At 42.5% G+C, this 24,125-nt stretch carries 24 protein-coding genes and 1 riboswitch; of the genes, 18 read left to right on the top strand and 6 right to left on the bottom strand.

The genetic code is table 11. The features are described from left to right. Position 1 precedes the first annotated feature (1 nt). Positions 2 to 694 carry a methionine ABC transporter permease gene (locus tag TZ90_RS07960; RefSeq protein ID WP_045612390.1) on the top strand — a complete coding sequence of 231 codons (693 nt, stop codon included), beginning with the start codon at positions 2 to 4 and terminating at the stop codon, positions 692 to 694. A gap of 29 nt (positions 695 to 723) precedes the next feature. Here TZ90_RS07960 and TZ90_RS07955 read toward each other — a convergent pair whose 3' ends face one another. Next, entirely contained in the window at positions 724 to 1,293 is a 570-nt protein-coding gene (locus TZ90_RS07955; RefSeq protein WP_045612388.1) for an MptD family putative ECF transporter S component, read from the bottom strand. 134 nt (positions 1,294 to 1,427) lie between these two features. Here TZ90_RS07955 and TZ90_RS07950 point away from each other — a divergent pair, with 134 nt between their 5' ends. From TZ90_RS07950 to nrdI, 5 genes are all read left to right on the top strand, one after another. Beyond that, positions 1,428 to 2,042, top strand: a complete 615-nt coding sequence (locus TZ90_RS07950; RefSeq protein WP_045612386.1) for a YesL family protein — start codon at positions 1,428 to 1,430, stop codon at positions 2,040 to 2,042. Continuing rightward, complete coding sequence (locus TZ90_RS07945) at positions 2,020 to 3,690, top strand: sensor histidine kinase (protein WP_290108879.1); 1,671 nt, start codon at positions 2,020 to 2,022, stop codon at positions 3,688 to 3,690. Before TZ90_RS07950 ends, TZ90_RS07945 begins: the two co-directional genes overlap by 23 nt. An 11-nt stretch (positions 3,691 to 3,701) precedes the next feature. Further along, a complete protein-coding gene (locus TZ90_RS07940; RefSeq protein ID WP_045612384.1) occupies positions 3,702 to 4,988 on the top strand; it encodes a response regulator transcription factor in 1,287 nt (428 codons plus the stop codon). 60 nt (positions 4,989 to 5,048) lie between these two features. Further along, positions 5,049 to 5,582 (top strand): ABC transporter permease, encoded by a 534-nt coding sequence (locus tag TZ90_RS07935; protein WP_045612382.1) that lies wholly within the window; start codon positions 5,049 to 5,051, stop codon positions 5,580 to 5,582. A gap of 77 nt (positions 5,583 to 5,659) precedes the next feature. Next, complete coding sequence (gene nrdI, locus TZ90_RS07930; protein WP_045612380.1) at positions 5,660 to 6,124, top strand: class Ib ribonucleoside-diphosphate reductase assembly flavoprotein NrdI; 465 nt, start codon at positions 5,660 to 5,662, stop codon at positions 6,122 to 6,124. Positions 6,125 to 6,171: 47 nt separating this feature from the next. Here nrdI and TZ90_RS07925 read toward each other — a convergent pair whose 3' ends face one another. Next, positions 6,172 to 6,630, bottom strand: a complete 459-nt coding sequence (locus TZ90_RS07925; RefSeq protein ID WP_045612379.1) for a DUF3021 domain-containing protein — start codon at positions 6,628 to 6,630, stop codon at positions 6,172 to 6,174. Further along, complete coding sequence (locus TZ90_RS07920) at positions 6,627 to 7,067, bottom strand: LytTR family DNA-binding domain-containing protein (protein ID WP_000861974.1); 441 nt, start codon at positions 7,065 to 7,067, stop codon at positions 6,627 to 6,629. The genes TZ90_RS07925 and TZ90_RS07920 overlap by 4 nt, the downstream gene beginning before the upstream one ends. A gap of 206 nt (positions 7,068 to 7,273) precedes the next feature. On the opposite strand from TZ90_RS07920, the gene mutL reads away from it, so the two are divergent. From mutL to TZ90_RS07905, 3 genes are read left to right on the top strand one after another with little or no spacing between them, the layout of a single operon-like run. Then, positions 7,274 to 9,223, top strand: coding sequence for a DNA mismatch repair endonuclease MutL (gene mutL, locus TZ90_RS07915; protein WP_000018184.1), 1,950 nt, complete (start codon positions 7,274 to 7,276; stop codon positions 9,221 to 9,223). Positions 9,224 to 9,238: 15 nt separating this feature from the next. Continuing rightward, complete coding sequence (gene ruvA, locus TZ90_RS07910; protein WP_000273416.1) at positions 9,239 to 9,832, top strand: Holliday junction branch migration protein RuvA; 594 nt, start codon at positions 9,239 to 9,241, stop codon at positions 9,830 to 9,832. A gap of 9 nt (positions 9,833 to 9,841) precedes the next feature. After that, on the top strand, positions 9,842 to 10,405 hold the full coding sequence (locus tag TZ90_RS07905) for a DNA-3-methyladenine glycosylase I (RefSeq protein WP_000166579.1): 564 nt from the start codon (positions 9,842 to 9,844) through the stop codon (positions 10,403 to 10,405). A 61-nt stretch (positions 10,406 to 10,466) separates the two neighbouring features. Here TZ90_RS07905 and TZ90_RS07900 read toward each other — a convergent pair whose 3' ends face one another. From TZ90_RS07900 to TZ90_RS07890, 3 genes are all read right to left on the bottom strand, one after another. After that, positions 10,467 to 11,498: a S66 family peptidase gene (locus TZ90_RS07900; RefSeq protein ID WP_045612376.1), complete on the bottom strand. Its 1,032-nt coding sequence runs from the start codon at positions 11,496 to 11,498 to the stop codon at positions 10,467 to 10,469. 141 nt (positions 11,499 to 11,639) lie between these two features. After that, on the bottom strand, positions 11,640 to 12,317 hold the full coding sequence (locus TZ90_RS07895; protein ID WP_000078004.1) for a DUF1129 domain-containing protein: 678 nt from the start codon (positions 12,315 to 12,317) through the stop codon (positions 11,640 to 11,642). Between the two features lie 11 nt (positions 12,318 to 12,328). Beyond that, positions 12,329 to 13,273, bottom strand: a complete 945-nt coding sequence (locus tag TZ90_RS07890) for a magnesium transporter CorA family protein (RefSeq protein WP_000815623.1) — start codon at positions 13,271 to 13,273, stop codon at positions 12,329 to 12,331. Between the two features lie 131 nt (positions 13,274 to 13,404). Here TZ90_RS07890 and uvrA point away from each other — a divergent pair, with 131 nt between their 5' ends. The 9 genes from uvrA to TZ90_RS07840 all read left to right on the top strand — a co-directional run bounded on the left by uvrA (position 13,405) and on the right by TZ90_RS07840 (position 24,078). Next, positions 13,405 to 16,236, top strand: coding sequence for an excinuclease ABC subunit UvrA (gene uvrA / locus TZ90_RS07885; RefSeq protein WP_045612374.1), 2,832 nt, complete (start codon positions 13,405 to 13,407; stop codon positions 16,234 to 16,236). After that, the gene (locus TZ90_RS07880) at positions 16,229 to 17,290 is read left to right on the top strand and encodes a M24 family metallopeptidase (protein WP_045612373.1); all 1,062 of its coding nucleotides are present in this window, start codon (positions 16,229 to 16,231) and stop codon (positions 17,288 to 17,290) included. The genes uvrA and TZ90_RS07880 overlap by 8 nt, the downstream gene beginning before the upstream one ends. A gap of 57 nt (positions 17,291 to 17,347) precedes the next feature. After that, positions 17,348 to 17,499: riboswitch (M-box (ykoK) riboswitch) on the top strand. A gap of 198 nt (positions 17,500 to 17,697) precedes the next feature. Beyond that, positions 17,698 to 20,358 carry a magnesium-translocating P-type ATPase gene (mgtA, locus tag TZ90_RS07875; protein ID WP_045612372.1) on the top strand — a complete coding sequence of 887 codons (2,661 nt, stop codon included), beginning with the start codon at positions 17,698 to 17,700 and terminating at the stop codon, positions 20,356 to 20,358. 135 nt (positions 20,359 to 20,493) lie between these two features. Continuing rightward, positions 20,494 to 20,892 carry a transcriptional regulator Spx gene (spx, locus tag TZ90_RS07865; protein WP_000591165.1) on the top strand — a complete coding sequence of 133 codons (399 nt, stop codon included), beginning with the start codon at positions 20,494 to 20,496 and terminating at the stop codon, positions 20,890 to 20,892. A 60-nt stretch (positions 20,893 to 20,952) separates the two neighbouring features. Next, positions 20,953 to 21,522 carry an SP0191 family lipoprotein gene (locus TZ90_RS07860; protein WP_000725132.1) on the top strand — a complete coding sequence of 190 codons (570 nt, stop codon included), beginning with the start codon at positions 20,953 to 20,955 and terminating at the stop codon, positions 21,520 to 21,522. An 86-nt stretch (positions 21,523 to 21,608) separates the two neighbouring features. Beyond that, on the top strand, positions 21,609 to 21,875 hold the full coding sequence (locus TZ90_RS07855; RefSeq protein WP_000507059.1) for an IreB family regulatory phosphoprotein: 267 nt from the start codon (positions 21,609 to 21,611) through the stop codon (positions 21,873 to 21,875). Positions 21,876 to 21,878: 3 nt separating this feature from the next. Further along, positions 21,879 to 22,298, top strand: a complete 420-nt coding sequence (gene ruvX / locus TZ90_RS07850) for a Holliday junction resolvase RuvX (RefSeq protein ID WP_033628869.1) — start codon at positions 21,879 to 21,881, stop codon at positions 22,296 to 22,298. Positions 22,299 to 22,313: 15 nt separating this feature from the next. Then, positions 22,314 to 22,619 carry a DUF1292 domain-containing protein gene (locus TZ90_RS07845; protein WP_000017620.1) on the top strand — a complete coding sequence of 102 codons (306 nt, stop codon included), beginning with the start codon at positions 22,314 to 22,316 and terminating at the stop codon, positions 22,617 to 22,619. A 208-nt stretch (positions 22,620 to 22,827) separates the two neighbouring features. After that, entirely contained in the window at positions 22,828 to 24,078 is a 1,251-nt protein-coding gene (locus TZ90_RS07840) for a folylpolyglutamate synthase/dihydrofolate synthase family protein (protein WP_045612371.1), read from the top strand. Positions 24,079 to 24,125 lie beyond the last annotated feature (47 nt).

The raw sequence follows: 24,125 nt of genomic DNA, 5'->3' as shown, positions 1-24,125 counted from the left end.
GATGGAATCATTGATTCAAACCTATTTACCAAATGTCTATAAGATGGGCTGGGCTGGTCAAGCAGGCTGGGGAACAGCCATCTACCTAACCCTTTATATGACAGTTCTTTCCTTCATCATCGGAGGTTTCTTGGGACTAGTGGCAGGTCTTTTCCTTGTCTTGACAGCGCCAGGTGGTGTCTTGGAAAATAAGGTCGTTTTCTGGATTTTGGATAAGATTACCTCTATTTTCCGTGCGGTGCCATTTATCATTCTCTTGGCAGTCTTGTCACCCTTCTCACACCTAATCGTAGGGACAAGTATCGGGCCAAATGCGGCTATTGTACCCCTATCTTTTGCGGTCTTTGCCTTCTTTGCCCGTCAGGTGCAGGTTGTCTTGGCTGAGCTGGATGGCGGTGTCATTGAGGCGGCTCAAGCGAGCGGGGCGACATTCTGGGATATCGTAGGTGTTTATCTATCAGAAGGTCTTCCAGATTTGATTCGTGTGACGACTGTGACCTTGATTTCCCTTGTTGGGGAAACAGCTATGGCTGGTGCGGTTGGAGCTGGTGGTATCGGTAACGTAGCCATTGCTTATGGATTTAACCGCTATAATCACGATGTGACTATCTTCGCAACCATTATTATCATTTTGATTATCTTTGCAATCCAATTCTTGGGAGACTTCTTGACCAAGAAATTGAGCCATAAATAAAAAAGAGCCGCCTGGCTCTTTTTTAGTAATCAGATTTTCTGCACCAATTTTTTACTCAAGGTTTGTCCAATTAAGGCACCAACTAGGGCTCCGATGACAACACTTGCGACAAATAGAAGGACGGTTCCAGGGTTTGGAGCAACCATGATACGGTCGATATATTCTTGTGATTTTCCTCTTGCTAGAAGGGTTGCCATATAGGTTTTGGGCGCAATCCACATAAGTAAGATTGGTCCTGATGTGCTAAAGGCAAAGAGAATAAAAGAAAGGAAATTCTTAGTTTGGTCCTTGTATTTTCCGAGGTTAGCTACTGCATCTGCTAGGAGACCACAGATAATTCCAGGAAGGAAGGCACCGGCACCGTGTTTAGTTCCCAAGAAAAAGAGAGCAATAACAAGGCCGATAGTGGTAATGGCTCCAAAACGCGGAACTTTTGCGACTAGGATCATATAGACGCTACCGCCGACAAGGGCAGTAAAGGCAGGCGCATAAAACATGTTTCCAGTTTGATCAAAGAGATTGCCCAAAAGGACACCAATCCCCATGCAGAGGAAGTAAAGAACTGCAAAAAGAAGTGTAGTTAAGATAGATTTTTTCATGAATTGTCTCCTGATAATTTTTTCACAATTCTCATTGTACCATGGTTTGATGGGATTGTAAATGGATACTAGAAGTTTTTGAAAACGCTTGAAATATGATATAATAGTTTCATAGTTATTTTTAGGGGGATATCATGGGGAGATTTTTAGACTTTGTCTTTAATCGTTTCTTTTTAGGGATGATTGCGACAGCCTTCTTTTGGCTATTAACCTTGGTGGGAGGGATTATCCTTGGTCTAGCGCCGGCTAGTGCAACCTTGATGAGCCTGTATGCAGAACATGGCTATAGCTTTCGCGAATACAGTTTGAAGGAGGCGTGGTCTCTTTATAAGCAAAATTTCGTCTCAAGCAACCTGATTTTCTATAGCTTTTTAGGGGTGGATCTAGTTTTGGTCTATGGCCTGTATCTATTGGTGCAATTGCCTCATCAGACCATCGTTCATTTGATTGCGACCTTTTTGAATGTCCTAGTAGTTGCCTTGCTGTTTTTGGCTTATACAGTATCTTTGAAATTACAAGTTTATTTTGACTTGTCTTATCGAAATAGTCTCAAACTATCCTTGATTGGCATCTTTATGAGTCTAGCAGCTGTGGCCAAGGTTCTCCTTGGAACTGTGCTACTTGTGGCAATTGGTTACTATATGCCTGCCCTACTTTTCTTTGTAGGAATTGGGATGTGGCATTTCTTTATCAGTGATATGTTGGAACCGGTCTATGAAAGTATCCATGAAAAATTGGCGACAAAATAGAATGAAGCAGTTTTGGCTACATACGCTTCTGAGAACCTACAGTTCAGTTATGATGATTATTATTGCGAGTTTTGCAATCTTACTCTCTTACGCTGACTGGGATTCACGGGAAAAGGAAGCTCAAAGAGTAGCCCAACGTGTAACCACTCGAACAGTTGATGAGGTGGAGTATTATTATCGGGAGTCAGCCCAACTAGCGCAAGATTTAGTAGCCAATCAAGACCGGATACAAGGGGTTTATAAGTACTTTAGCCTGTCAACTTCTGAGTATTTTTATTGGCTGTTGGAGCATCAAGCAACTTCGTCAACTTCTATTTCTCTGTATGAAAATATTGATGATCTTTATGTCCAAAATGACTCTATAACGGGTGTTGCAATAGTCTTGCAGGATTTTAAAGAAGTTTATGTTTCAACCAGGGATAAAAGAAGTGGTCATGTCTTGCCAGCTGAAGCCTTTAAACCGGAGGCCAATAGTTTTGGCATTCCAGTTCTGGACCCAGCAACGGATCAATCTATAGGAGTGATTTACATCTCCTTGGATCCAGAAGTTTTATATCATGCCATTGACAATACCCGAGGTCATATTCCGATGGCTGTTACTGTGACATCACCATTTGATACGGAAATTTTTCATATTGGTGAGAGGGTCAATAGGGAACATGAGAACTGGTTTGTTGGTGTGACCTCTCATGGCTATCAGGTTCAGGTGGCAGTTCCCAAAAATTTTGTTTTACAAGGAACGGTGACCAGCTCTGCTTTGATTGTAGGCTTGAGCCTTCTCTTTATTGTCATTCTCTATCTGACGTTGAGGCAGACCTTTGCTAATTATCAAAAGCAGGTAGTGGATCTGGTGGATTCCATCCAAGCTATTGCCCAAGGGCAAGAAGGTCTTCGCATCGATACGCTTGAAAAGGATCAGGAATTGCTCTTAATCGCAGAGACCACTAATGATATGTTGGATCGCTTGGAAAAGAATATCCATGATATTTACCAGTTAGAGCTTAGTCAAAAAGATGCCAATATGCGGGCCTTGCAGGCGCAAATCAACCCTCACTTCATGTACAATACTCTGGAGTTCTTGCGTATGTACGCAGTCATGCAAAGTCAAGATGAGTTAGCAGATATCATTTATGAATTCAGTAGTCTCTTGCGTAACAATATTTCCGACGAAAGAGAGACTCTTCTCAAACAGGAATTAGAATTTTGTCGTAAATACAGCTATCTCTGCATGGTTCGCTATCCCAAGTCCATTGCCTATGGTTTCAAGATAGATCCAGAGTTAGAGAATATGAAGATTCCCAAGTTTACTTTGCAACCGCTAGTAGAAAATTATTTCGCGCATGGTGTTGACCACAGACGGACAGATAATGTGATTAGCATCAAGGCGCTTAAACAGGATGGTTTTGTGGAAATTTTAGTGGTAGATAATGGCCGTGGTATGTCGGCTGAAAAACTGACAAGTATTCGAGAAAAGTTAAGTCAGAGACATTTTGAACACCAAGCCAGTTACAGTGAACAAAAGCAGTCTATCGGGATTGTCAATGTCCATGAGCGTTTTGTGCTCTATTTTGGGGATCGCTATGCTATTACTATAGAGTCTGCAGAGCAAGCAGGTGTTCAGTATCGTATTACAATTCAAGATGAGTAGAAAGGGAGAAAATGTATAAAGTATTATTAGTAGATGATGAGTACATGGTGACAGAAGGTCTGAAACGTTTGATTCCCTTTGATAAGTGGGATATGGAGGTCGTCGCAACAGCCAGTCATGCCGATGAAGCCCTAGAATATGTTCAGGAAAATCTTGTTGATGTCATCATTTCAGATGTTAATATGCCCGACAAAACAGGGCTTGATATGATTCGGGAAATGAAAGAGATTTTACCAGATGCTGCCTATATCCTGCTCTCAGGTTATCAGGAGTTTGATTATGTCAAAAGAGCAATGAACCTTAGTGTGGTGGACTATCTGGTCAAACCTGTTGATAAGGTAGAGTTGGGAAATCTGCTGGAGAAGATTGCAGGTCAGCTCGGCGAGAGAGGGAAGAAAAGTCAGACCCTCAGTCAAGATTTAGACGAGGCTGGATTTGTTAGTTATCTAGGAGGTGAGGAGAATTGGTGGATAGGCCTAGCTAAGGAAAAACAAGGCTCCTTCACCATTCCCTACTATGTCTTGGGTCAAGACTGGCAGATTTTTATTTCTGATCAAGTCCTAGATGGTTTAGTCGTTACTCCCTTTGAAGCTCCTTATCAAGAACACTTTGAACGCTGGAAGCTGAATGCTGAGAAAGCCCTCTTTTACGGTTCTGTAAATCTAAAACAGTCTGAGAGTCTCTTTGCCTATTACGAACCGATTTATAGGGTTATCATTCAGGGAAATCTCAATCAAATCGTGGAAGAGTTGAACCTTTTGGAGAAGGTGGTTCTTGAAAATACGCCGCGTGTTCCGATTACCAAACAGCTTTTTATCCAGTTTGTCATGGATGTCTTCCATTTATTTGAGCATCTCAAAGCTGATGATTTGACGGATATTGTCAAAACGATTCATGCTATTCAATCATTCGATGAACTGGTTCCTTATATCAAGGAAACTCTGACCCGATTCTTTGGGCAATATCGTATGAATGAGAATGTGGTCAGTGTGCTAGAAGTCATTGGGCGTGATTATCAAAAAGAACTTTCCCTCAAGGATATCAGTAAGGATCTCTTTATCAATCCTGTCTATCTGGGGCAGTTGATTAAGCGAGAAACCAATTCGACCTTCGCAGAGTTACTAAATAAACAACGCATTAAGGCCGCTCAGCAACTTTTACTTTCAACTAGTGACAGTATTGAAGATATTTGTTATGCTGTTGGTTACAGTAATGTTGGATATTTCTATAAAGTGTTCCGAAAATTGTGCGGAAAATCGCCAAAAGCCTACCGAAAACAGGTAGAAACTACACTATAATATTTGTATTCTTTTACAAAAGGTGCTATAATATCGATAATAATATCAGGAGGTTCTATTATGAAAAAGAAACCAATCTATCTATGGGTCTTGCTAATCTTGTCTGCCCTTATTTCAGCTATGTCTCTGTTTGAACTTTTGAAGCCCTTACCTAGCAAAGAAGTCCTTCGTGCTGCTCAAAAACAAGTTGCAGGGGTCAGTGCTCAGCAGGTAGAAGATAGCATTAATTATAGCTATAGAGTAGCAGAAGCATCTCATTCTATTTTTAATGTTGCCTTGATTGTGCTGTCTGCTATTTTAGTGGTAGTAGCTATTGTCTTCCTTGTTCGTAAGAATTTGCAATATGCAAACTATACTTATGTTGGCTATGTTTTGTTAGCTATTATTGGTTCAATTTATACCTATGTGACTTTGCAAGACGCTGTGCAGTTGCTTCAAGATGAGACCATGCGTTTGACAATGAGTATTGGTTCAAAAGCTGTTAGCATTTTCTATATCGTTATCAATGTTCTTTTCCTAGCCCTTGTCTTTTACAAGATGTGGCGTCAGCAAAAAGCCTTGGCGGAAGAAGAGGAAACAGAAGAACTTGCCTAAGTATTGACAAAAAATAACTATCAAGTTACAATCTTGGTAGTTATTTTTCGATTATAGATAAAATCATGGAGGTACATATGAAGACAATTTCTTTAGTTTATATTAGTCTGAGTGGCAACACTGAGAGTTTTGTGACGCGCTTGAAAGACTATCTCTTGTCCCAGTACGAGGGAATTGAGGTCCAAAAGATTCATATCAAGGATTTGGTCAAAGAAGGCCAAGATTTCTATGAAATGGACTATCCCTATGTTGCTTTTTTGCCGACCTACCTTGAAGGTGGGAATGGCGTGGATAACGGAGATGTTGAGATATTGACGACACCCGTTGGGGATTTTATCGCCTATGGAGACAATGCTAGTAAGTGTTTTGGTGTGGTTGGTTCAGGAAATCGTAACTTTAATAACCAATACTGTCTGACAGCCAAGCAATACAGTCAACGCTTTGGTTTCCCTGTATTGGCCGATTTTGAAATGCGAGGCATGCTTGGAGATATCAAACGTGTCGCAGCTATTATCGCAGATTTGTATGACTTGGAAAGTTAAGCTTAGGCTTGACTTTTTTATTATTCCAAGTGGTTTTATCAGCACTCTTACTTTTTATGCTTCAAGAGTTGATTGATATGGTCCACTTTTTTAGCTTCTCTTTTATAGAGAATAGCCCAAATGATGAGGTAGACAATCGCAAACTCGATAATGAGCTGGAGATAGAAGATCCAGTGGAAGGGAAACCAACCTGCTAGGGTTGCTAGTGGGACAAAGCCAGCCAGCATGAGGAAGAAATGGGTCAGAGTCGCACGGAGCAAGCTCCAGTCACGGCTGAATAATCGCTTGCCAAAGTTGAAGAGAATACCGATAGCTGCCCAAATAAGTGTGCAGTAGAGCAAGACCAGGGCACCGTGAACCTGATGTTGAGCCATCACTTGGCCGATGATAGAGTAGGGATTTAGCGGTGCGTAGGTATTTGGTGCATAAATGAGTGAAAAGATGATAGAGAGGATGAGGCCGATGAGGACACCAGCAGCTGCGTCGTGGAAAATTTGTTTTTTCATAGTTCTAATTTCTCCTTGATGGTTTTTAGGTAACGGCGTGAAGAGTAGGTGAAACTTTCGTTTTTTAGAAAGATTTCTACTAGACCGTTGGGGGTTAGCTTGAGATGAGAGATAGAGTCGATATTGACGATTTCAGATTGAGAAATTTGGATAAAAGTTGTTGGCAGAATTTCAAGGACCTGATAGAGTCGCAAATCAATGGTGTAGGTCTGACTCGCCGTTTCTGCTAGAACCTTCCGATTCTCGATATAGAAGCGTTGAATCTTGCCAATCTCAACGAGATAGACCTGATTATCAATTTTCCCTTTGATTTTTTCTGTTAGATCCAGATTTTCTGCGAAATCGATGACTTTCTGGACTTTATCTGTCGGCTGAGGTGCTTGGACAATCAGTCTTTCCTCTTCGTAAGTCTCACTAATCTGTAGTTCTACTTTCATAAATTTCTCTCCTTGTTTTTCATACAAAATTGTGATCACTTCTTGTACACCTTTATTAAACACTATTTTACGACACCTGGCAAGGGACTTTGTCTATGTGGAGGGATTTGGTTCCTATGTGGTGCTTGCTTTTCTGTCCTTTCTGAAATATGGTATAATAGCACTAATCAATTTCTAGGAAAATAGATACAGAAAGGGGCTGAAAGATGTCTCATATTATTGAATTGCCAGAGGTGCTGGCAAACCAGATTGCAGCTGGAGAGGTTATCGAGCGTCCAGCTAGCGTTGTTAAGGAGCTGGTAGAAAACGCCATTGACGCGGGTTCTAGTCAGATTATCATTGAGATTGAGGAAGCTGGTCTCAAGAAAATTCAAATCACAGATAATGGCCATGGAATTGCCCACGATGAGGTGGAATTGGCCCTGCGCCGCCATGCGACTAGTAAGATAAAAAATCAAGCCGACCTCTTTCGGATTCGGACGCTTGGTTTTCGTGGTGAAGCCTTGCCTTCTATCGCTTCTGTTAGTGTTTTGACCCTTTTGACGGCGATGGATGGTGCAAGTCATGGAACCAAGCTCGTCGCGCGTGGGGGAGAAGTTGAAGAAATCATCCCAGCGACTAGTCCTGCGGGAACCAAGGTTTGTGTGGAGGATCTCTTTTTCAATACGCCTGCCCGCCTTAAGTATATGAAGAGCCAGCAAGCAGAGTTGTCTCATATCATTGATATCGTCAACCGTCTGGGCTTGGCCCATCCTGAGATTTCTTTTAGTTTGATTAGTGATGGCAAGGAAATGACGCGGACAGCAGGGACTGGTCAACTGCGTCAAGCCATCGCAGGAATTTATGGTTTGGCGAGTGCCAAGAAGATGATTGAAATTGAGAACTCTGACCTTGATTTCGAAATTTCAGGTTTTGTGTCCTTGCCTGAGTTGACTCGGGCTAATCGCAACTATATCAGCCTCTTCATCAATGGCCGTTATATCAAGAACTTCTTGCTCAACCGTGCTATTTTAGATGGTTATGGTAGCAAGCTCATGGTAGGCCGTTTTCCACTGGCTGTCATTCATATCCATATCGACCCTTATCTAGCAGATGTCAATGTGCATCCGACCAAGCAAGAGGTGCGGATTTCCAAGGAAAAAGAACTGATGGCATTGGTCTCAGAAGCCATTTCCAAGAGCCTCAAGGAACAAACCTTGATACCTGATGCCTTGGAAAATCTTGCCAAATCGACTGTGCGCAATCGTGAGAAAGTCGAGCAAACTATTCTCCCACTCAAAGAAAATACGCTCTACTATGAGAAAACTGAGCCGTCAAGGCCCAGTCAAGCTGAGGTGGCTGATTATCAGGTAGAATTGACTGATGAAGGACAGGATTTGACCCTGTTTGCCAAAGAAACTTTGGACCAATTGACCAAGCCAGCAAAACTGCATTTTGCAGAGAGAAAGCCAGCTAACTACGACCAATTAGACCATCCAGAGTTAGATCTAGCTAGTCTTGATAAGGCTTATGATAAGCTGGAGAGAGAAGAATCATCCAGCTTCCCAGAGTTGGAATTTTTCGGACAAATGCATGGGACTTATCTCTTTGCCCAAGGGCGAGATGGGCTCTATATCATAGACCAGCACGCGGCGCAGGAACGGGTCAAGTATGAGGAATATCGTGAAAGCATTGGCGATGTTGACCAAAGTCAACAACAACTCCTAGTGCCCTACATCTTTGAATTTCCTGCGGATGATGCTCTTCGTCTCAAGGAAAGAATGGCACATTTGGAGGAAGTGGGCGTCTTTCTAGCAGAGTACGGAGAAAATCAATTCATCTTACGTGAACATCCTATTTGGATGGCAGAAGAAGAGATTGAATCAGGTATCTATGAGATGTGCGACATGCTCCTTTTGACCAAGGAAGTTTCTATCAAGAAATATCGAGCAGAGCTGGCTATCATGATGTCCTGCAAGCGGTCTATCAAGGCCAACCATCGTATTGACGACCATTCGGCCAGACAGTTGCTTTATCAACTTTCTCAATGTGACAATCCCTATAACTGTCCCCACGGACGTCCTGTTTTAGTGCATTTTACCAAGTCAGATATGGAAAAGATGTTCCGACGTATTCAGGAAAATCACACCAGTCTCCGTGAGCTGGGGAAATATTAAACTAAAAGGAAAACTATGTACGAATATTTAAAAGGAATCATTACCAAAATCACTGCTAAATACATTGTTCTTGAAACCAATGGTATAGGTTATATCCTGCATGTAGCTAACCCCTATGCTTACTCGGGACAGATCAATCAAGAGGCTCAAATTTATGTGCATCAGGTCGTGCGTGAGGATGCCCATCTGCTTTATGGATTTCGCTCAGAAGATGAGAAAAAGCTCTTTCTTAGTCTAATTTCGGTGTCTGGGATTGGGCCTGTATCAGCTCTTGCTATTATCGCTGCTGATGACAATGCTGGCTTGGTTCAAGCCATTGAAACCAAGAACATTACCTACTTGACTAAGTTCCCTAAAATTGGCAAGAAAACAGCCCAGCAGATGGTGCTGGACTTGGAAGGCAAGGTAGTAGTTGCAGGAGATGATCTTCCTGCCAAGGTGGAAGTGCAAGCTAGCGCTGAAAACCAAGAATTGGAAGAAGCCATGGAGGCTATGCTGGCACTGGGCTATAAGGCGACCGAACTCAAGAAAATCAAGAAATTCTTTGAAGGAACGACAGATACAGCTGAGAACTATATCAAGTCGGCCCTTAAAATGTTGGTCAAATAGGAGCAGAGCATGACAAAACGTTGTTCGTGGGTCAAGATGACCAATCCGCTCTACATCGCCTATCATGATGAGGAGTGGGGCCAACCCCTCCATGATGACCAAGCATTGTTTGAGTTGTTGTGTATGGAAACCTATCAGGCAGGCCTGTCTTGGGAAACGGTACTAAACAAACGCCAGGCTTTCCGAGAAGCATTTCATGGCTATCAAATTCAAGCAGTCGCAGAGATGTCCGATACCGAATTGGAAGCCTTGCTGGATAATCCAGCTATCATCCGAAATAGAGCCAAGATTTTTGCTACACGCGCTAACGCCCAAGCATTTTTACGACTACAGGAAGAATATGGCTCTTTTGATGCCTATCTTTGGTCTTTTGTTGAAGGGAAAACAATCGTTAACGATGTTCCCGATTACCGCCAAGCCCCAGCTAAAACACCCTTGTCTGAGAAATTGGCCAAAAATCTCAAAAAACGAGGTTTCAAGTTCACAGGCCCAGTCGCTGTCTTGTCTTTTCTACAAGCAGCAGGCCTGATTGACGACCACGAGAATGATTGTGAGTGGAAAAGCGGTCATTAGTATGTACAGGTAACTAGCATATCTGAGAATATAGAAAAAAGCTGAGAAACTTTTCCCAGCTTTATTTGTTATAGTCAAAGCGAATGACTTGTTCCTGTGCATCTACGTGGGCGTGGACTCCGAAGGGTACAATGGCTCTTGGAGTTGCGTGGCCGACATTTAGATTATAGATAATCGGGATATTGCTGTCAATAATATTCAATAGTGCCTCTTTATAGTCGTCATAGAAAGTTTCATCCATAGGTTTTCCGACCAGGAGTCCACTGATGACCGCGAATATGCCAGTGTCCTTTAAAGTCCGCAACATCTTTTTGAAGTCTTCTGGCTCAGGCTTTTCTTCGCTTGTCTCTAGCAAGAGGATCTTTCCTTCCCAGTCTGACAAGTCAGGGAAAAGTTTGTATTTTTGGCAGAGCTCCGTGCTATCTGCGTATCGAGAGTTGTCAAAGATATCGTAGAGGGATTCGAGGCAACCACCGAGTATTTTTCCCTCGAACTGGGCATTTCCTTGCAATAATTCAAAACCAGTATTTGCATGACTGACACGAGGTGTCCCCAGAGCCTTGGGACTGAAGTCAGTCCTTTCATCATACCAAACGTCACTAGGGCGGATTTCTGAGATTCTTCCAGTCTCAATCAATTCCTTAAAGTAATGAAGGCTATAGGCTAGCATTTCTTTGTCCAGTTCACAAATGTCTGCTAAAAAGGATTGACCATAAAAAGTTTTGATTCCTAGTTTATGCAACATGAGGTGGTTCATGGTTGTATCCGAGAAGCCAAGAAAAATTTTTTGTTTGATAACCTTTTGGAGTTGGTCATTTTCAAAAAGATAAGGTAGCAAGCGATAGGTATCGTCTCCACCGATGGCGCATAGGATCATGTCGATGCTATCATCAGAAAAGGCTTGCATCAAATCCTCTGCACGCGCTTCAGGATGGTCCTTGATAAAGTCTAATCCTTTTTGCGAATGGGGCAAAAAGATAGGATTGAGTCCCAGGTCCTTGAGACGTTGGACACCCAAGTCTACTTCGTGTTTGACAAAGTCCTCTCCGATAATGCCACTAGATAAACTAATAATACCAATAGTAGAAATCATATTTTATCCTCTTAGAAATAGATTGAGCCTATTTTATCACAAAAGATTAGATAGAGCTATGTGGGATGTCAGAAGAATACTTTAAAATCAAAAAAGTAAGTGAAAAAGCAACCGCGCCTGCAGTTGCTTTTATCATTCTTCTTAATAGCGTGTTGGTCCTGCGCTTGCGCTGCGGATGTTCAAGCGTTTCTTGAGATAGAAGCGAAGGGCTAGGAGAACTGCTCCGATAATAGCTAGTGGCACTGGAGCAAGTACTGGGTTAAGGCTAGCTGGTAGGAAGCTTGTTGCAAAGAAGACAAGCAACCAAAGGAACATAGATGCTAGGATAACTAGTACAGATTTCCAGAAAGGTGGACGTTGACTGCGGTCCATATCTGGTCCATAGTATTGGTAAACAAAGTAGTACATCAAGTAGAAGGCAAATCCACCAACCAGTCCAACTAAGAGGAGGGTAATCAATCCATAGCCGAAAGCTTGATCTGCCGCAAAGAAGGTTGTGAGGGCGCTGACGAGGGCAAAGAGGCTAGTGATGAAAAGAGCTGAATCCATAATCATCAGTTTTGGATCATCATTTTCTTTTGGATGCTCTTTTTCATATTGTTCCTTGACAGTGAAACTATGAGCCCAATGAGTTGGCGCGCCATAGAGGGAACGAGCAGTCGTACCCTTGGCTTGCTCTTCAAGAATTTGAGGAATGACTTCCTCAAAAATAGTCTTGATTTCAGCGTCTGTTTTTCCATCTTTGATGAATTGTTGGGTAGCGATATGGATAAACTCTTGGTTTTTCTTTGTTAATTTTTGTAGATCAATCTGAGACATAAGAACTCCTCTTAGAACCATTTTTTATGGATGAGATAGAGAGTGAGCGAGACACTCATAGCAAAGGCGATAAATACGATTAACCAGAAGGCATTTGGCTCTCCGTTTAGGGGGATTTCATTATCCTTAAAGTTCATCCCGTAGGCAGAAAAGACCATGGTTGGGATGGACATAACGATGGTCACAAGGGCCAAGGTTTTCATGATGTTGTTCTGGTTGTTGGAAATGATAGAGGCAAAGGTCTCTGTCATAGAATGCAAGACGTTTCCATAAATATCTGCCATCTCGATGGCCTGTTGGGTTTCAATCAGGGTGTCTTCAAGCAGGTCTTCGTCCTCAAGGTATTTCTTGATATTGCTGGTTGAGCTGGTCAATTTCTTAATCACACGCTCATTTGTTTTGAGGGATGCCTTGAAATAGACGATGGTTTTTTCCAATTCCATGAGCTCAATCAATTCTTCATTACGAGTTGATTGATGCAGTTGACTTTCAATCTGTTCACTCTTACGATCAATCGAACGAAGGGCTGTTAGGTAAAGCTCTGCATTGCGATAAAGAATCTGAAAGATAAAACGCGAACGCATGAAGGTATAGAAATTACGCAATCGACGGTTGATAAAGACATCGAGGACCGGTAATGGTTCCAAACACGTAGTGATAATGGTTTCCTCGGTGATGATAATACCAAGCGGGATGGTTACGTAGTAGGTGCGGTTATTTCTTTCCTCTGTGACTGGAACGTCTACGATAATCAGGGTATACTCGTCTTCAATGGTAATACGAGACATTTCTTCCGCATCGAGCGGTGCCCGAAGGTCAGCAATATCAATATCGAAGGCGTTGGCGATTTCGAGTGATTCATTTTGAGTCGGATTGACGAGATTGATCCAAGTACCCGGTTCAAGTGTATCGATCTCTTTAAATTCAGTTGTTGTAGAGAGAAAAACTTGTTTCATATCCCTTATCCTTTCTCATTTTTCAGATTTTTTCACACCGTACTATTATACTACAAATTCAGCCTTTTGGGTAATAGAATCTCACTTTTTTTGGTATAATGGTAAGCAATAATGGACTAGAAAGAACAAAGATGCAAGATAAAATTGTCATTCATGGGGCGCGTGCCCATAATTTAAAAAATATTGATGTGGAGATTCCGCGAGATAAGCTGGTTGTAGTGACTGGCTTGTCAGGTTCAGGGAAATCCAGTCTGGCCTTCGATACCCTCTATGCTGAGGGACAACGTCGCTATGTGGAGAGTTTGTCAGCCTATGCTCGTCAGTTCTTGGGAAACATGGAGAAGCCTGATGTAGATGCTATTGATGGTCTCAGCCCAGCTATTTCCATCGACCAAAAAACGACTAGCAAAAACCCTCGCTCGACAGTGGGAACGACGACTGAAATCAATGACTATCTGCGTCTCCTCTACGCGCGTGTGGGGACGCCTTGCTGTATCAACGGGCATGGGGCTATCAAAGCTTCTTCTGTGGAGCAAATCGTGGATAAGGTTTTAGAATTGCCTGAACGCCAGCGCTTGCAGATTTTGGCCCCTGTCATCCGCAAGAAAAAAGGCCAACATAAGAGTGTTATCGAGAAGGTTCAGAAAGATGGGTATGTCCGCGTCCGTGTGGATGGGGAAGTCTATGATGTGACCGAAGTGCCAGAGTTGTCTAAGAGCAAGCAACACAATATTGATGTCGTGGTTGACCGTATTGTTATCAAGGAGGGTATCCGTAGTCGTCTCTTTGATTCCATTGAGGCTGCCCTTCGTATTGCAGAAGGTTATGTCATTATCGACACTATGGACGACTCTGAGTTGTTGTTCTCTGAGCATTATGCCTGTCCAGTTTGTGGCTTTACTGTTCCAGAGTTAGAGCCACGTCTCTTCTCATTCAATGCTCCTTTTGGTTCTTGTAGTGAGTGTGACGGCTTGGGCATCAAGCTGGAGGTGGATACTGATTTGGTAGTGCCAGATGCCAGCAAAACGCTACGTGAGGGGGCGCTGGCACCTTGGAATCCTATCTCATCCAACTACTATCCAAACATGCTAGAGCAGGCTATGACAGCCTTTGGAGTGGATATGGATAAGCCTTTTGAGGACTTGTCAGAAGAGGATAAGAACTTGATTCTCTACGGCTCAGATGGCAAGGAATTCCATTTCCACTATGAGAATGAATTTGGTGGTGTGCGCGATATTGACATTCCTTTTGAGGGAGTTGTCAATAATATCAAGCGTCGCTATCACGAGACAAACAGCGATTACACTCGCACCCAGATGCGCCTTTACATGAATGAGCTGACCTGCGGAACCTGTCACGGCTATCGTCTCAATGACCAGGCCTTGTCTGTCCGTGTGGGTGGCCAGCAAGGGCCACATATTGGAGAAATCTCAGACCTGTCTATCGCTGACCACTTGGACTTGGTGAGCCAGTTAACCTTGTCTGAAAATGAAGCCATCATTGCTCGGCCTATTCTCAAGGAAATCAAGGACCGTTTGACCTTCCTTAATAACGTGGGTCTTAACTATCTAACCCTGTCACGTTCGGCAGGAACCCTTTCAGGTGGGGAAAGTCAGCGTATTCGCTTGGCGACCCAGATTGGTTCTAACCTATCAGGTGTTCTCTATATTTTGGATGAGCCGTCAATCGGTCTTCACCAGAGGGATAATGACCGTCTGATTGCCAGTCTCAAAAAGATGCGTGATTTGGGCAATACTCTCATTGTGGTAGAACATGATGAAGATACCATGCGCGAGGCGGATTATCTGATTGACGTTGGTCCCGGTGCCGGTGTTTTTGGTGGGGAGATTGTCGCTGCAGGTACGCCCAAACAGGTGGCTCGCAACAGCAAGTCTATCACAGGCCAGTACTTGTCAGGCAAACGTGCCATTCCAGTGCCAGAAGAGCGCCGTACTGGAAATGGTCGTTTTATCGAGGTGACAGGAGCGCGTGAGAACAACCTGCAAAATGTCACAGCTCGCTTCCCGTTAGGAAAATTTATCGCTGTGACTGGTGTATCAGGTTCTGGGAAATCGACCTTAATCAACAGTATTCTCAAAAAAGCCATTGCCCAGAAGCTCAACCGCAATTCAGACAAACCAGGTAAATTTAAGACTATTACAGGGATTGAGCATGTCGACCGCTTGATTGATATTGACCAGAGCCCTATCGGACGGACGCCGAGGTCCAACCCAGCTACCTATACAGGTGTCTTTGACGATATACGTGACCTTTTTGCTCAAACAAACGAAGCCAAGATTCGTGGTTACAAGAAGGGGCGCTTCAGTTTTAACGTCAAGGGTGGTCGTTGCGAAGCCTGCTCAGGTGACGGGATCATCAAGATTGAGATGCACTTCTTGCCAGATGTTTATGTGGCTTGTGAAGTCTGCCACGGAACCCGCTACAATAGTGAAACCCTAGAAGTTCATTACAAGGAAAAAAATATCTCGCAGGTCTTGGATATGACCGTCAACGATGCAGTGGAATTCTTCCAACATATTCCAAAGATTCAACGTAAACTTCAGACCATCAAGGATGTGGGACTGGGCTATGTGACGCTAGGGCAACCAGCTACCACCCTTTCTGGGGGAGAAGCCCAGCGTATGAAGCTGGCTAGTGAACTCCACAAACGATCGACAGGAAAATCTTTCTACATTCTGGATGAGCCGACGACAGGTCTTCATACCGAGGATATCGCTCGCTTGCTTAAGGTTTTAGCTCGCTTTGTAGACGATGGCAATACAGTCCTCGTCATTGAGCACAATCTAGACGTTATTAAGACTGCAGACCATATTATTGACTTGGGACCTGAGGGCGGTGTCGGTGGTGGAACCATCATCGCAACAGGAACTCCAGAAGAAGTAGCGGCCAATGAAGCCAGCTACACAGGACACTATTTGAAAGGAAAGTTACATCATGAATAAACGTGTACAAGCATTTCTAGCTAAAATGCAAGAAAAAGAACTAGATGGCATCATCATCAATAACCTTAAAAACGTCTATTATTTGACTGGTTTTTGGGGCTCAAACGGAACAGTCTTCATCAGCCGTGACCGTCAGGTCTTGGTGACAGACTCTCGCTATATCATTGCAGCTAAGCAAGAAACCAGTGGGTTTGAGATTGTGGCTGATCGTGATGAATTGGCTGTCATTGCAGGCATTGTTAAGGATATGGGCTTGTCTCGAATCGGTTTTGAGGATGAGATTTCAGTATCTTATTACCACCGTATGCAGGCAGCCTTTGAAGGAATTGACTTGCTTCCACAAACTCAGTTTGTTGAAGGTCTTCGAATGATTAAGGATGAGGCAGAGATTGCAGCGATTCGCAAGGCTTGTTCTATCTCAGACCAAGCTTTCCGCGATGCGCTTGACTTTATTAAGCCAGGAAAAACTGAAATTGAAATTGCCAACTTCCTTGACTTCCGCATGCGTGAGTTGGGAGCATCTGGCTTGTCTTTTGACACTATCCTAGCTAGCGGAATCAACTCTTCTAAGCCCCATGCCCATCCAATGCACAAACCAGTGGAGCTGGGAGAAGCTATTACCATGGACTTTGGATGCCTCTACGACCACTATGTCAGCGATATGACACGGACTATCTATCTGGGCCATGTCAGCGACGAGCAAGCAGAGATTTACAATACGGTTTTGAAAGCCAACCAAGCCTTGATTGATCAGGCTAAGGCTGGCTTAGGTTTCCGTGACTTTGACAAAATTCCTCGTGATATTATCATCGAGGCAGGCTATGGCGACTATTTTACCCACGGTATTGGACACGGTATTGGACTGGATATCCATGAGGAACCATACTTTAGCCAGACTTCTACAGAAACTATTAAGGCAGGTATGGCATTGACAGATGAGCCAGGTATCTATATCGAAGGCAAATATGGCGTTCGTATCGAGGATGATATTCTGATTACAGAGTCAGGTTGTGAATTGTTGACCTTAGCTCCAAAAGAGTTGATAGTTATCTAAGAGTTAAACAACTCAAATGATTGACTTTTAAAATTTAAAGGTTTATACTGAAAGACGAAAACGGTAGGTGAGGCTACCATAGGGATACGGATGACTACCGCAAAGCAGTGGAGACACTACTCGTTGGTCAACAGTCCTGGTCGCGAAGGCCAAGACTAAGCTCATTACATTGCCCTATGGAGTTAAAGCTTGAACGAAAAAACAGATAATTAGTTTTTTAATCCTGCCATTTTTTGATGGTAGGATTTTCTACTGTTTAAAAACAAAGAAAGGAGATAGACGATGCAAATTGACGATCATCCGGAACCGCACATACACAGCCAATCGCTGATTTGTGTCGTTCTGCCCTTATAAAGTGATTGGTCTCTGTGTATGAAACACATCATTCATACAGATAGGAGAAACCAATGAAAACTACAAAAGAAAGATTAGCAACAGCTATTCATACATCTTTAAACGAAACTCTATCTTTTTATAAGACAAGTCTAACAGGCTTGACTGGGGAGCAGGTGGAGAAAAATCGTGACCTATATGGCGAAAATACCATCACAAAGGGTCAAGAAGACAGTATCCTCAAAAAGATTTACGAATCCATTATCAATCCTTTTACCATCATCTTGCTGGTCATCGCCGTGATTTCCTTGGTGACCAATGTCTGGTTGGCAAAACCAGGTCAAGAAGATCCGACAACTTCCATTATCATCGTTGTCCTAGTCCTCATTTCTGGTGGCATACGCTTTGTCCAAGAACTCCGTAGTGATAAGGCTGCGACCAATCTATCAAAAATGATTGTCAACACAGCGACTGTCATTCGTCAAGGAGAAATCCAAGAAGTACCTATCGATGATTTGGTAGTGGGTGACGTGGTTAAATTAAGCGCTGGAGACATGATTCCAGCAGATCTTCTTTTATTTGAGTCGCGCGATTTCTTTGTACAACAGTCGGGCTTGACAGGTGAAAGTGAATCGGTTGAAAAATTGGCCTTGACCAAGGCAATAGTTCAACAATCTGATAGTCTGCTAGAAGCAGAAGCGCTCGCCTTTATGGGAACCAATGTCTTGTCTGGTAGTGCCAAAGCCGTGGTTTTAGCAGTTGGTGATGATACCATGATGGGGGCCATTGAGCAGACTTTGAACACCTATGACGAGCCTACTTCGTTTGAGCGGGAGATGAATAGTATTTCTTGGCTCCTGATTCGCTTGATGTTGGTCATGGTGCCCATCGTTTTCTTGTCCAATGGTTTAACAGATGGTGACTGGCTGGAAGCTGGCGTATTTGCTTTGAGTGTTGGTGTTGGATTGACACCTGAGATGCTTCCTATGATTATCACGGCCAGTCTAGCAAAAGGCTCCATCATTATGGCCAAGGAAAAAGTGGTTATCAAGAAACTCAATGCCATACAGGACTTAGGGGCTATTGATATTTTGTGTACAGATAAGACAGGGACTCTAACCCAAGACGAAATTGTCCTTGAATATCCCTTGGACATCCACGGACGCTTGGATTTGACCGTCTTGAGACGAGCTTATCTCAATTCTTATTTTCAAACGGGCTTGAAAAATTTGATGGACAGAGCCATCATCAAACGGACTGAAAAGGAAGCCAAAGAACACACCCTCTTGCAAAATCTGGCTCAAACTTTTCAAAAAATAGATGAGCTCCCCTTTGATTTTGAACGTAGACGGATGAGTGTTATCGTTAAGGATGAACACGAAGTTGTTAGTTTGGTAACCAAGGGTGCCCTAGAGGAAATGTTGACGATTTCCAGTTATGCGGAATACCAAGGAGTGATTACTCCCTTGACAGATGTTATTAGAGAAGAAATTTTAGCAGAAGTCAGACAACTAAATCAACAAGGTTTGCGTGTCTTGGGAGTGGCCTATAAGTCAGGTTTGAGGGAAGGCCATGCCTATACAGTTGATGATGAAGGGGATATGATTCTAACTGGTTATTTAGCCTTCCTAGATCCTCCTAAACCATCTGCAGCACCAGCAATTAAGGCTCTGTTAGAACATGGGGTTCAAACAAAGATTTTGACGGGAGACAACGAAAAAGTTACCCAAGCAGTCTGTGAAAAGGTTGGTTTGGATATCAATCAGATGCTGTTGGGGTCTGAAATTGATCAGATGAGTGATCAAGAATTGGCCCAAGCCGTAGAGGAGGTAACAGTCTTTGCCAAACTTTCACCTGACCAAAAAGCGAGGATTATTTTGCAATTTAAGGCTAATGGTCATGCTGTCGGTTATATGGGAGATGGGATCAATGATGCTCCTTCTATGAAAGTTGCAGATGTGGGGATTTCTGTTGATACAGCAGTAGATATTGCCAAAGAAACAGCTGATGTTATCCTACTTGATAAGGATCTCATGGTGCTTGAAAAAGGACTTGTTGAAGGGCGTAAGGTCTATGCCAATATGACTAAATATATCAAAATGACAGTGAGTTCTAATTTTGGAAATATCTTATCCCTATTGGTCTCTGGAATCTTTTTGCCATTTTTACCAATGGCACCAGTCCATTTGATTATTCTAAATCTAGTCTATGATTTGTCTTGTATTGCCTTGCCTTTTGACAAGGTGGATAAAGATTTTTTGAGAAATCCGCATATATGGGAAGCTAAGTCCATCACACGTTTCATGGTTTGGATGGGGCCTATCTCTTCTGCCTTTGACATTTTGACCTTTATTTTGCTCTATTTTATCATTGTACCCATGACGACAGGTCAAGCCTATGTCCATGGAGCGGAGTCTGCTGTAGGATTTATTGTCTTGTTTCAGACAGGTTGGTTTATCGAGTCCATGTGGTCACAGACCATGGTTATCCATATGCTGCGTTCAGCCAAAATTCCCTTTTTACAAAGTCGTCCAGCTTGGCTAGTCCTTGTGACAACCCTATTGGCTGCAGCCTTTGTGACCTTCCTTCCCTACAGTCCACTAGCTAGCCTTCTCCATCTAACTCCTTTAAAATCGATTTATTTCATCTTTTTACTTTTCATCATTATTTTGTATATGATTAGTGTGACAATTGTGAAAAAAATCTATATCAAGAAATATCAAGAATGGCTGTAAATTTCATTTTGTCAAGAAAAAAGTACGAAAATGACGAAAAAAGTCAAAAAAATTTAAAAATAGGTCGCAAGTCGGATGTTTTTTATGGTATAATAGACTAAACTGATAGTAACATGTAGCGAAAGGGGTAGGTACATGATTAAAATTTATACAGTCTCAAGTTGTACTAGCTGTAAAAAAGCAAAAACCTGGCTCAATGCCCACCAGTTAAGTTATAAAGAACAAAACCTTGGTAAAGAAGGAATTACGAGAGAAGAATTACTGGATATTCTAACCAAAACAGATAACGGAATAGCCAGCATCGTTTCATCTAAAAATCGCTATGCCAAAGCCCTTGGAGTGGATATTGAAGATTTGAGCGTCAATGAAGTCCTCAATCTGATTATGGAAACGCCGAGAATTTTAAAGAGCCCAATCCTTGTAGATGAAAAACGCCTGCAAGTTGGCTATAAGGAAGACGATATTCGTGCCTTCCTACCACGCTCTGTCCGTAATGTAGAAAATGCAGAAGCACGTTTGCGTGCAGCTCTATAAACATCAAGGCTGGGAGCAACTCCCAGTCTTATTTTAATTTCAAAAAGAAAGAAGAAAGAAATGAAGAAAATAGTTCTTGTTAGTCTAGCTTTCCTTTTTGTCCTGGTTGGTTGCGGACAGAAAAAAGAAACTGGACCAGCTACAAAAACAGAAAAGGATACGCTTCAGTCGGCATTGCCAGTTATTGAAAATGCTGAGAAGAATACAGTTGTAACCAAGACTTTGGTTTTGCCAAAGTCAGATGATGGCAGCCAGCAAACCCAAACCATTACTTATAAAGACAAGACTTTTTTGAACCTAACCATTCAACAAAAACGTCCAGTCTCAGATGAGTTGAAGACTTATATCGACCAACATGGAGTGGAAGAAACTCAAAAAGCTCTTCTCGAGGCAGAGGAGAAAGATGAGTCTATCATAGAAGCTCGCAAATTAGCAGGATTTAAGCTTGAAACTAAACTATTGAGTGCAACTGAACTTCAAACAACGACTAGTTTTGATTTTCAAGTTTTGGATGTCAAGAAGGCTTCTCAGTTAGAATATTTGAAGAACATTGGTTTAGAAAATCTCTTGAAGAATGAACCAAGCAAATATATTTCAGACAGATTGGCAAATGGCGCGACAGAACAATAGAAAATCCAAATAAATAGACTGCCTGAATTGTAGAACGTAAGGAATTATGCTATAATGGTACTATTCTAAGGAAAGAGGGTGTTAGAATGGGATTTACTGAAGAAACAGTACGTTTTAAATTGGACGATTCCAATAAAAAAGAAATTAGCGAAACTCTGACTGATGTTTATGCTTCGTTGAACGATAAGGGCTACAACCCGATTAACCAAATCGTAGGTTACGTATTGAGTGGAGACCCTGCCTACGTTCCTCGTTATAATAATGCACGAAATCAAATCCGTAAGTATGAGCGCGATGAAATCGTTGAAGAATTGGTCCGCTACTACCTTAAAGGACAAGGAGTCGATCTATAACCTATGAGAATTATGGGATTGGACGTCGGTTCAAAAACGGTAGGGGTGGCTATTAGCGATCCGCTTGGTTTTACAGCTCAAGGACTTGAAATCATCCAAATCAACGAGGAGCAAGGCCAATTTGGTTTTGACCGCGTTAAAGAGTTGGTTGATACTTACAAGGTGGAACGATTTGTAGTGGGCTTACCTAAAAATATGAACAATACAAGCGGACCGCGCGTGGAAGCTAGTCAGGCATACGGAGCAAAGTTAGAAGAGCTTTTTGATTTACCAGTAGACTATCAAGATGAACGCTTGACAACAGTTGCCGCAGAGCGCATGTTAATTGAGCAAGCAGATATTAGCCGTAACAAGCGCAAGAAAGTCATTGATAAGTTAGCAGCTCAGCTGATTTTACAAAATTATTTAGATAGAAAATTTTAATACAAAGGAGAGGCTATGTCACACGATCATAACCACGACCACGAAGAACGTGAATTAATCACACTAGTAGATGAGCAAGGAAACGAAACCTTGTTTGAAATCCTTTTGACGATTGATGGAAAAGAAGAATTTGGTAAAAACTATGTTCTTCTAGTACCAGTTAACGCAGAAGAAGACGAAGACGGACAAGTTGAAATCCAAGCTTACTCATTCATCGAAAACGAAGATGGAACAGAAGGCGAATTGCAACCAATCCCAGAAGACTCGGAAGACGAATGGAACATGATTGAAGAAGTCTTCAACAGCTTTATGGAGGAGTAAAAACATCCAGTGGATGTTTTTAGCCCAGCTCTTTGTAACAAGAGAGAGCTGGTAAGTCCGGGGGATGTTTTTACCCCAAGTTAATATTCATAGTAGCTAGTTATTAGCTAACCAGGTGAGAGGTCGGGACGAAAATCCTGGCCTCGTTTTTGTTAGTTATGAGACTTTATTGAGGCAGTTGATTGAACCTGTAATTAAGGAGATGTATATGTTTGAAGTAGAAGAATGGCTCCATAGTCGGATTGGTTTGAATTTTCGATCAGGCTTGGGCCGAATGCAACAAGCGGTGGATTTGTTGGGGAATCCCGAGAAGTCTTATCCTATTATCCACGTAACAGGAACTAATGGAAAAGGATCTACCATTGCTTTTATGAGGGAGTTATTTATGGGGCATGGCAAAAAAGTTGCGACTTTCACCTCCCCTCATATCGTCTCTATCAATGATCGAATCTGCATTAACGGGCAACCAATAGCTGATGCAGACTTCATCCGTTTGGCTAATAAGGTCAAGGAGATGGAGAAAACGCTCCTGCAAACCCATGACCAGTTGTCTTTTTTTGAATTGCTGACCTTGATTGCTTTTCTTTATTTTAGAGAGCAAGCGGTGGATTTGCTTTTACTAGAAGTGGGAATTGGTGGTTTACTAGACACGACCAATGTGGTAACTGGAGAGATTGCTGTCATCACTTCCATCGGACTTGATCATCAGGAGACTCTGGGTGACAGTATAGCAGCAATCGCAGAGCAGAAAGCTGGCATTTTTAAGGCTGGTAAAAAGGCAGTGATTGCGAAATTGCCTCCAGAAGCTAGACTTGTCTGTCAGAAAAAAGCCGAATCTTTAGCTGTTGACCTTTATCAGGCAGGTCAGGATTTTTCAATGCTGAATGGGGATTTTTCAAGCTCTTTGGCTAACCTTTCACAGTTGAAAATAGGTTTAGAAGGAACTTATCAGCAGGAAAATGCTGCCTTGGCGCTACAAACGTTTCTTCTCTTTATGAGAGAAGGAAAGGAAGCTGTTGATGAGCAGGTTGTAAGACAGGCTTTGGAGAAGACCCATTGGGCTGGCCGTTTGGAGCGTATTCGTCCTCAGATTTACTTGGACGGTGCTCATAACCTCCCTGCCTTGATTTGCCTGGTGGAGTTTGTCAAAGAAAAAGAGCAGGGAGGTTATCGTCCTCAAATCCTCTTTGGAGCCTTGAAACGGAAGGATTATCAAGGGATGTTGGCTTATCTGACTGAAAATTTACCTCAGGTGGAACTCAAGGTGACTGGTTTTGACTATCAAGGTTCTCTGGACGAGACAGATGTAACAGGTTACCATGCAATTCCCTCTTACCGAGAATTTATCAGCAGTTTTGAAGAAAGAGCCGATACCAAGGACCTGTTATTCATTACAGGGTCTCTCTATTTTATCTCAGAAGTACGGGGCTACCTGCTGGACCATGAGCAGATAAATTAACCACCTTTTTTAAACTTGTTATACTAGGGGAATTGCTGGTTAGAGAA

The organism is Streptococcus mitis (assembly GCF_000960005.1).
GTDB lineage: Bacteria > Bacillota > Bacilli > Lactobacillales > Streptococcaceae > Streptococcus > Streptococcus mitis_CK.
The sequence above is the reverse complement of the archived record's forward strand: the minus strand, read 5'-3'. Positions and strand labels throughout refer to the sequence as shown.

Bases quoted from the DNA above. Each gene is read 5' to 3' on its own strand.
- TZ90_RS07905 (WP_000166579.1), top strand. From the start codon at position 9,842: ATGACAAAACGTTGTTCGTGGGTCAAGATGACCAATCCGCTCTACATC.
- TZ90_RS07900 (WP_045612376.1), bottom strand. From the start codon at position 11,498: ATGATTTCTACTATTGGTATTATTAGTTTATCTAGTGGCATTATCGGA.
- TZ90_RS07950 (WP_045612386.1), top strand. From the start codon at position 1,428: ATGGGGAGATTTTTAGACTTTGTCTTTAATCGTTTCTTTTTAGGGATG.
- TZ90_RS07940 (WP_045612384.1), top strand. From the start codon at position 3,702: ATGTATAAAGTATTATTAGTAGATGATGAGTACATGGTGACAGAAGGT.
- ruvX (WP_033628869.1), top strand. From the start codon at position 21,879: ATGAGAATTATGGGATTGGACGTCGGTTCAAAAACGGTAGGGGTGGCT.
- TZ90_RS07855 (WP_000507059.1), top strand. From the start codon at position 21,609: ATGGGATTTACTGAAGAAACAGTACGTTTTAAATTGGACGATTCCAAT.
- mgtA (WP_045612372.1), top strand. From the start codon at position 17,698: ATGAAAACTACAAAAGAAAGATTAGCAACAGCTATTCATACATCTTTA.
- TZ90_RS07935 (WP_045612382.1), top strand. From the start codon at position 5,049: ATGAAAAAGAAACCAATCTATCTATGGGTCTTGCTAATCTTGTCTGCC.
- nrdI (WP_045612380.1), top strand. From the start codon at position 5,660: ATGAAGACAATTTCTTTAGTTTATATTAGTCTGAGTGGCAACACTGAG.
- ruvA (WP_000273416.1), top strand. From the start codon at position 9,239: ATGTACGAATATTTAAAAGGAATCATTACCAAAATCACTGCTAAATAC.
- TZ90_RS07845 (WP_000017620.1), top strand. From the start codon at position 22,314: ATGTCACACGATCATAACCACGACCACGAAGAACGTGAATTAATCACA.
- TZ90_RS07925 (WP_045612379.1), bottom strand. From the start codon at position 6,630: ATGAAAAAACAAATTTTCCACGACGCAGCTGCTGGTGTCCTCATCGGC.
- TZ90_RS07895 (WP_000078004.1), bottom strand. From the start codon at position 12,317: ATGTCTCAGATTGATCTACAAAAATTAACAAAGAAAAACCAAGAGTTT.
- spx (WP_000591165.1), top strand. From the start codon at position 20,494: ATGATTAAAATTTATACAGTCTCAAGTTGTACTAGCTGTAAAAAAGCA.
- mutL (WP_000018184.1), top strand. From the start codon at position 7,274: ATGTCTCATATTATTGAATTGCCAGAGGTGCTGGCAAACCAGATTGCA.
- TZ90_RS07840 (WP_045612371.1), top strand. From the start codon at position 22,828: ATGTTTGAAGTAGAAGAATGGCTCCATAGTCGGATTGGTTTGAATTTT.
- TZ90_RS07890 (WP_000815623.1), bottom strand. From the start codon at position 13,273: ATGAAACAAGTTTTTCTCTCTACAACAACTGAATTTAAAGAGATCGAT.
- TZ90_RS07955 (WP_045612388.1), bottom strand. From the start codon at position 1,293: ATGAAAAAATCTATCTTAACTACACTTCTTTTTGCAGTTCTTTACTTC.
- TZ90_RS07945 (WP_290108879.1), top strand. From the start codon at position 2,020: ATGAAAAATTGGCGACAAAATAGAATGAAGCAGTTTTGGCTACATACG.
- TZ90_RS07960 (WP_045612390.1), top strand. From the start codon at position 2: ATGGAATCATTGATTCAAACCTATTTACCAAATGTCTATAAGATGGGC.
- TZ90_RS07880 (WP_045612373.1), top strand. From the start codon at position 16,229: ATGAATAAACGTGTACAAGCATTTCTAGCTAAAATGCAAGAAAAAGAA.
- TZ90_RS07860 (WP_000725132.1), top strand. From the start codon at position 20,953: ATGAAGAAAATAGTTCTTGTTAGTCTAGCTTTCCTTTTTGTCCTGGTT.
- uvrA (WP_045612374.1), top strand. From the start codon at position 13,405: ATGCAAGATAAAATTGTCATTCATGGGGCGCGTGCCCATAATTTAAAA.
- TZ90_RS07920 (WP_000861974.1), bottom strand. From the start codon at position 7,067: ATGAAAGTAGAACTACAGATTAGTGAGACTTACGAAGAGGAAAGACTG.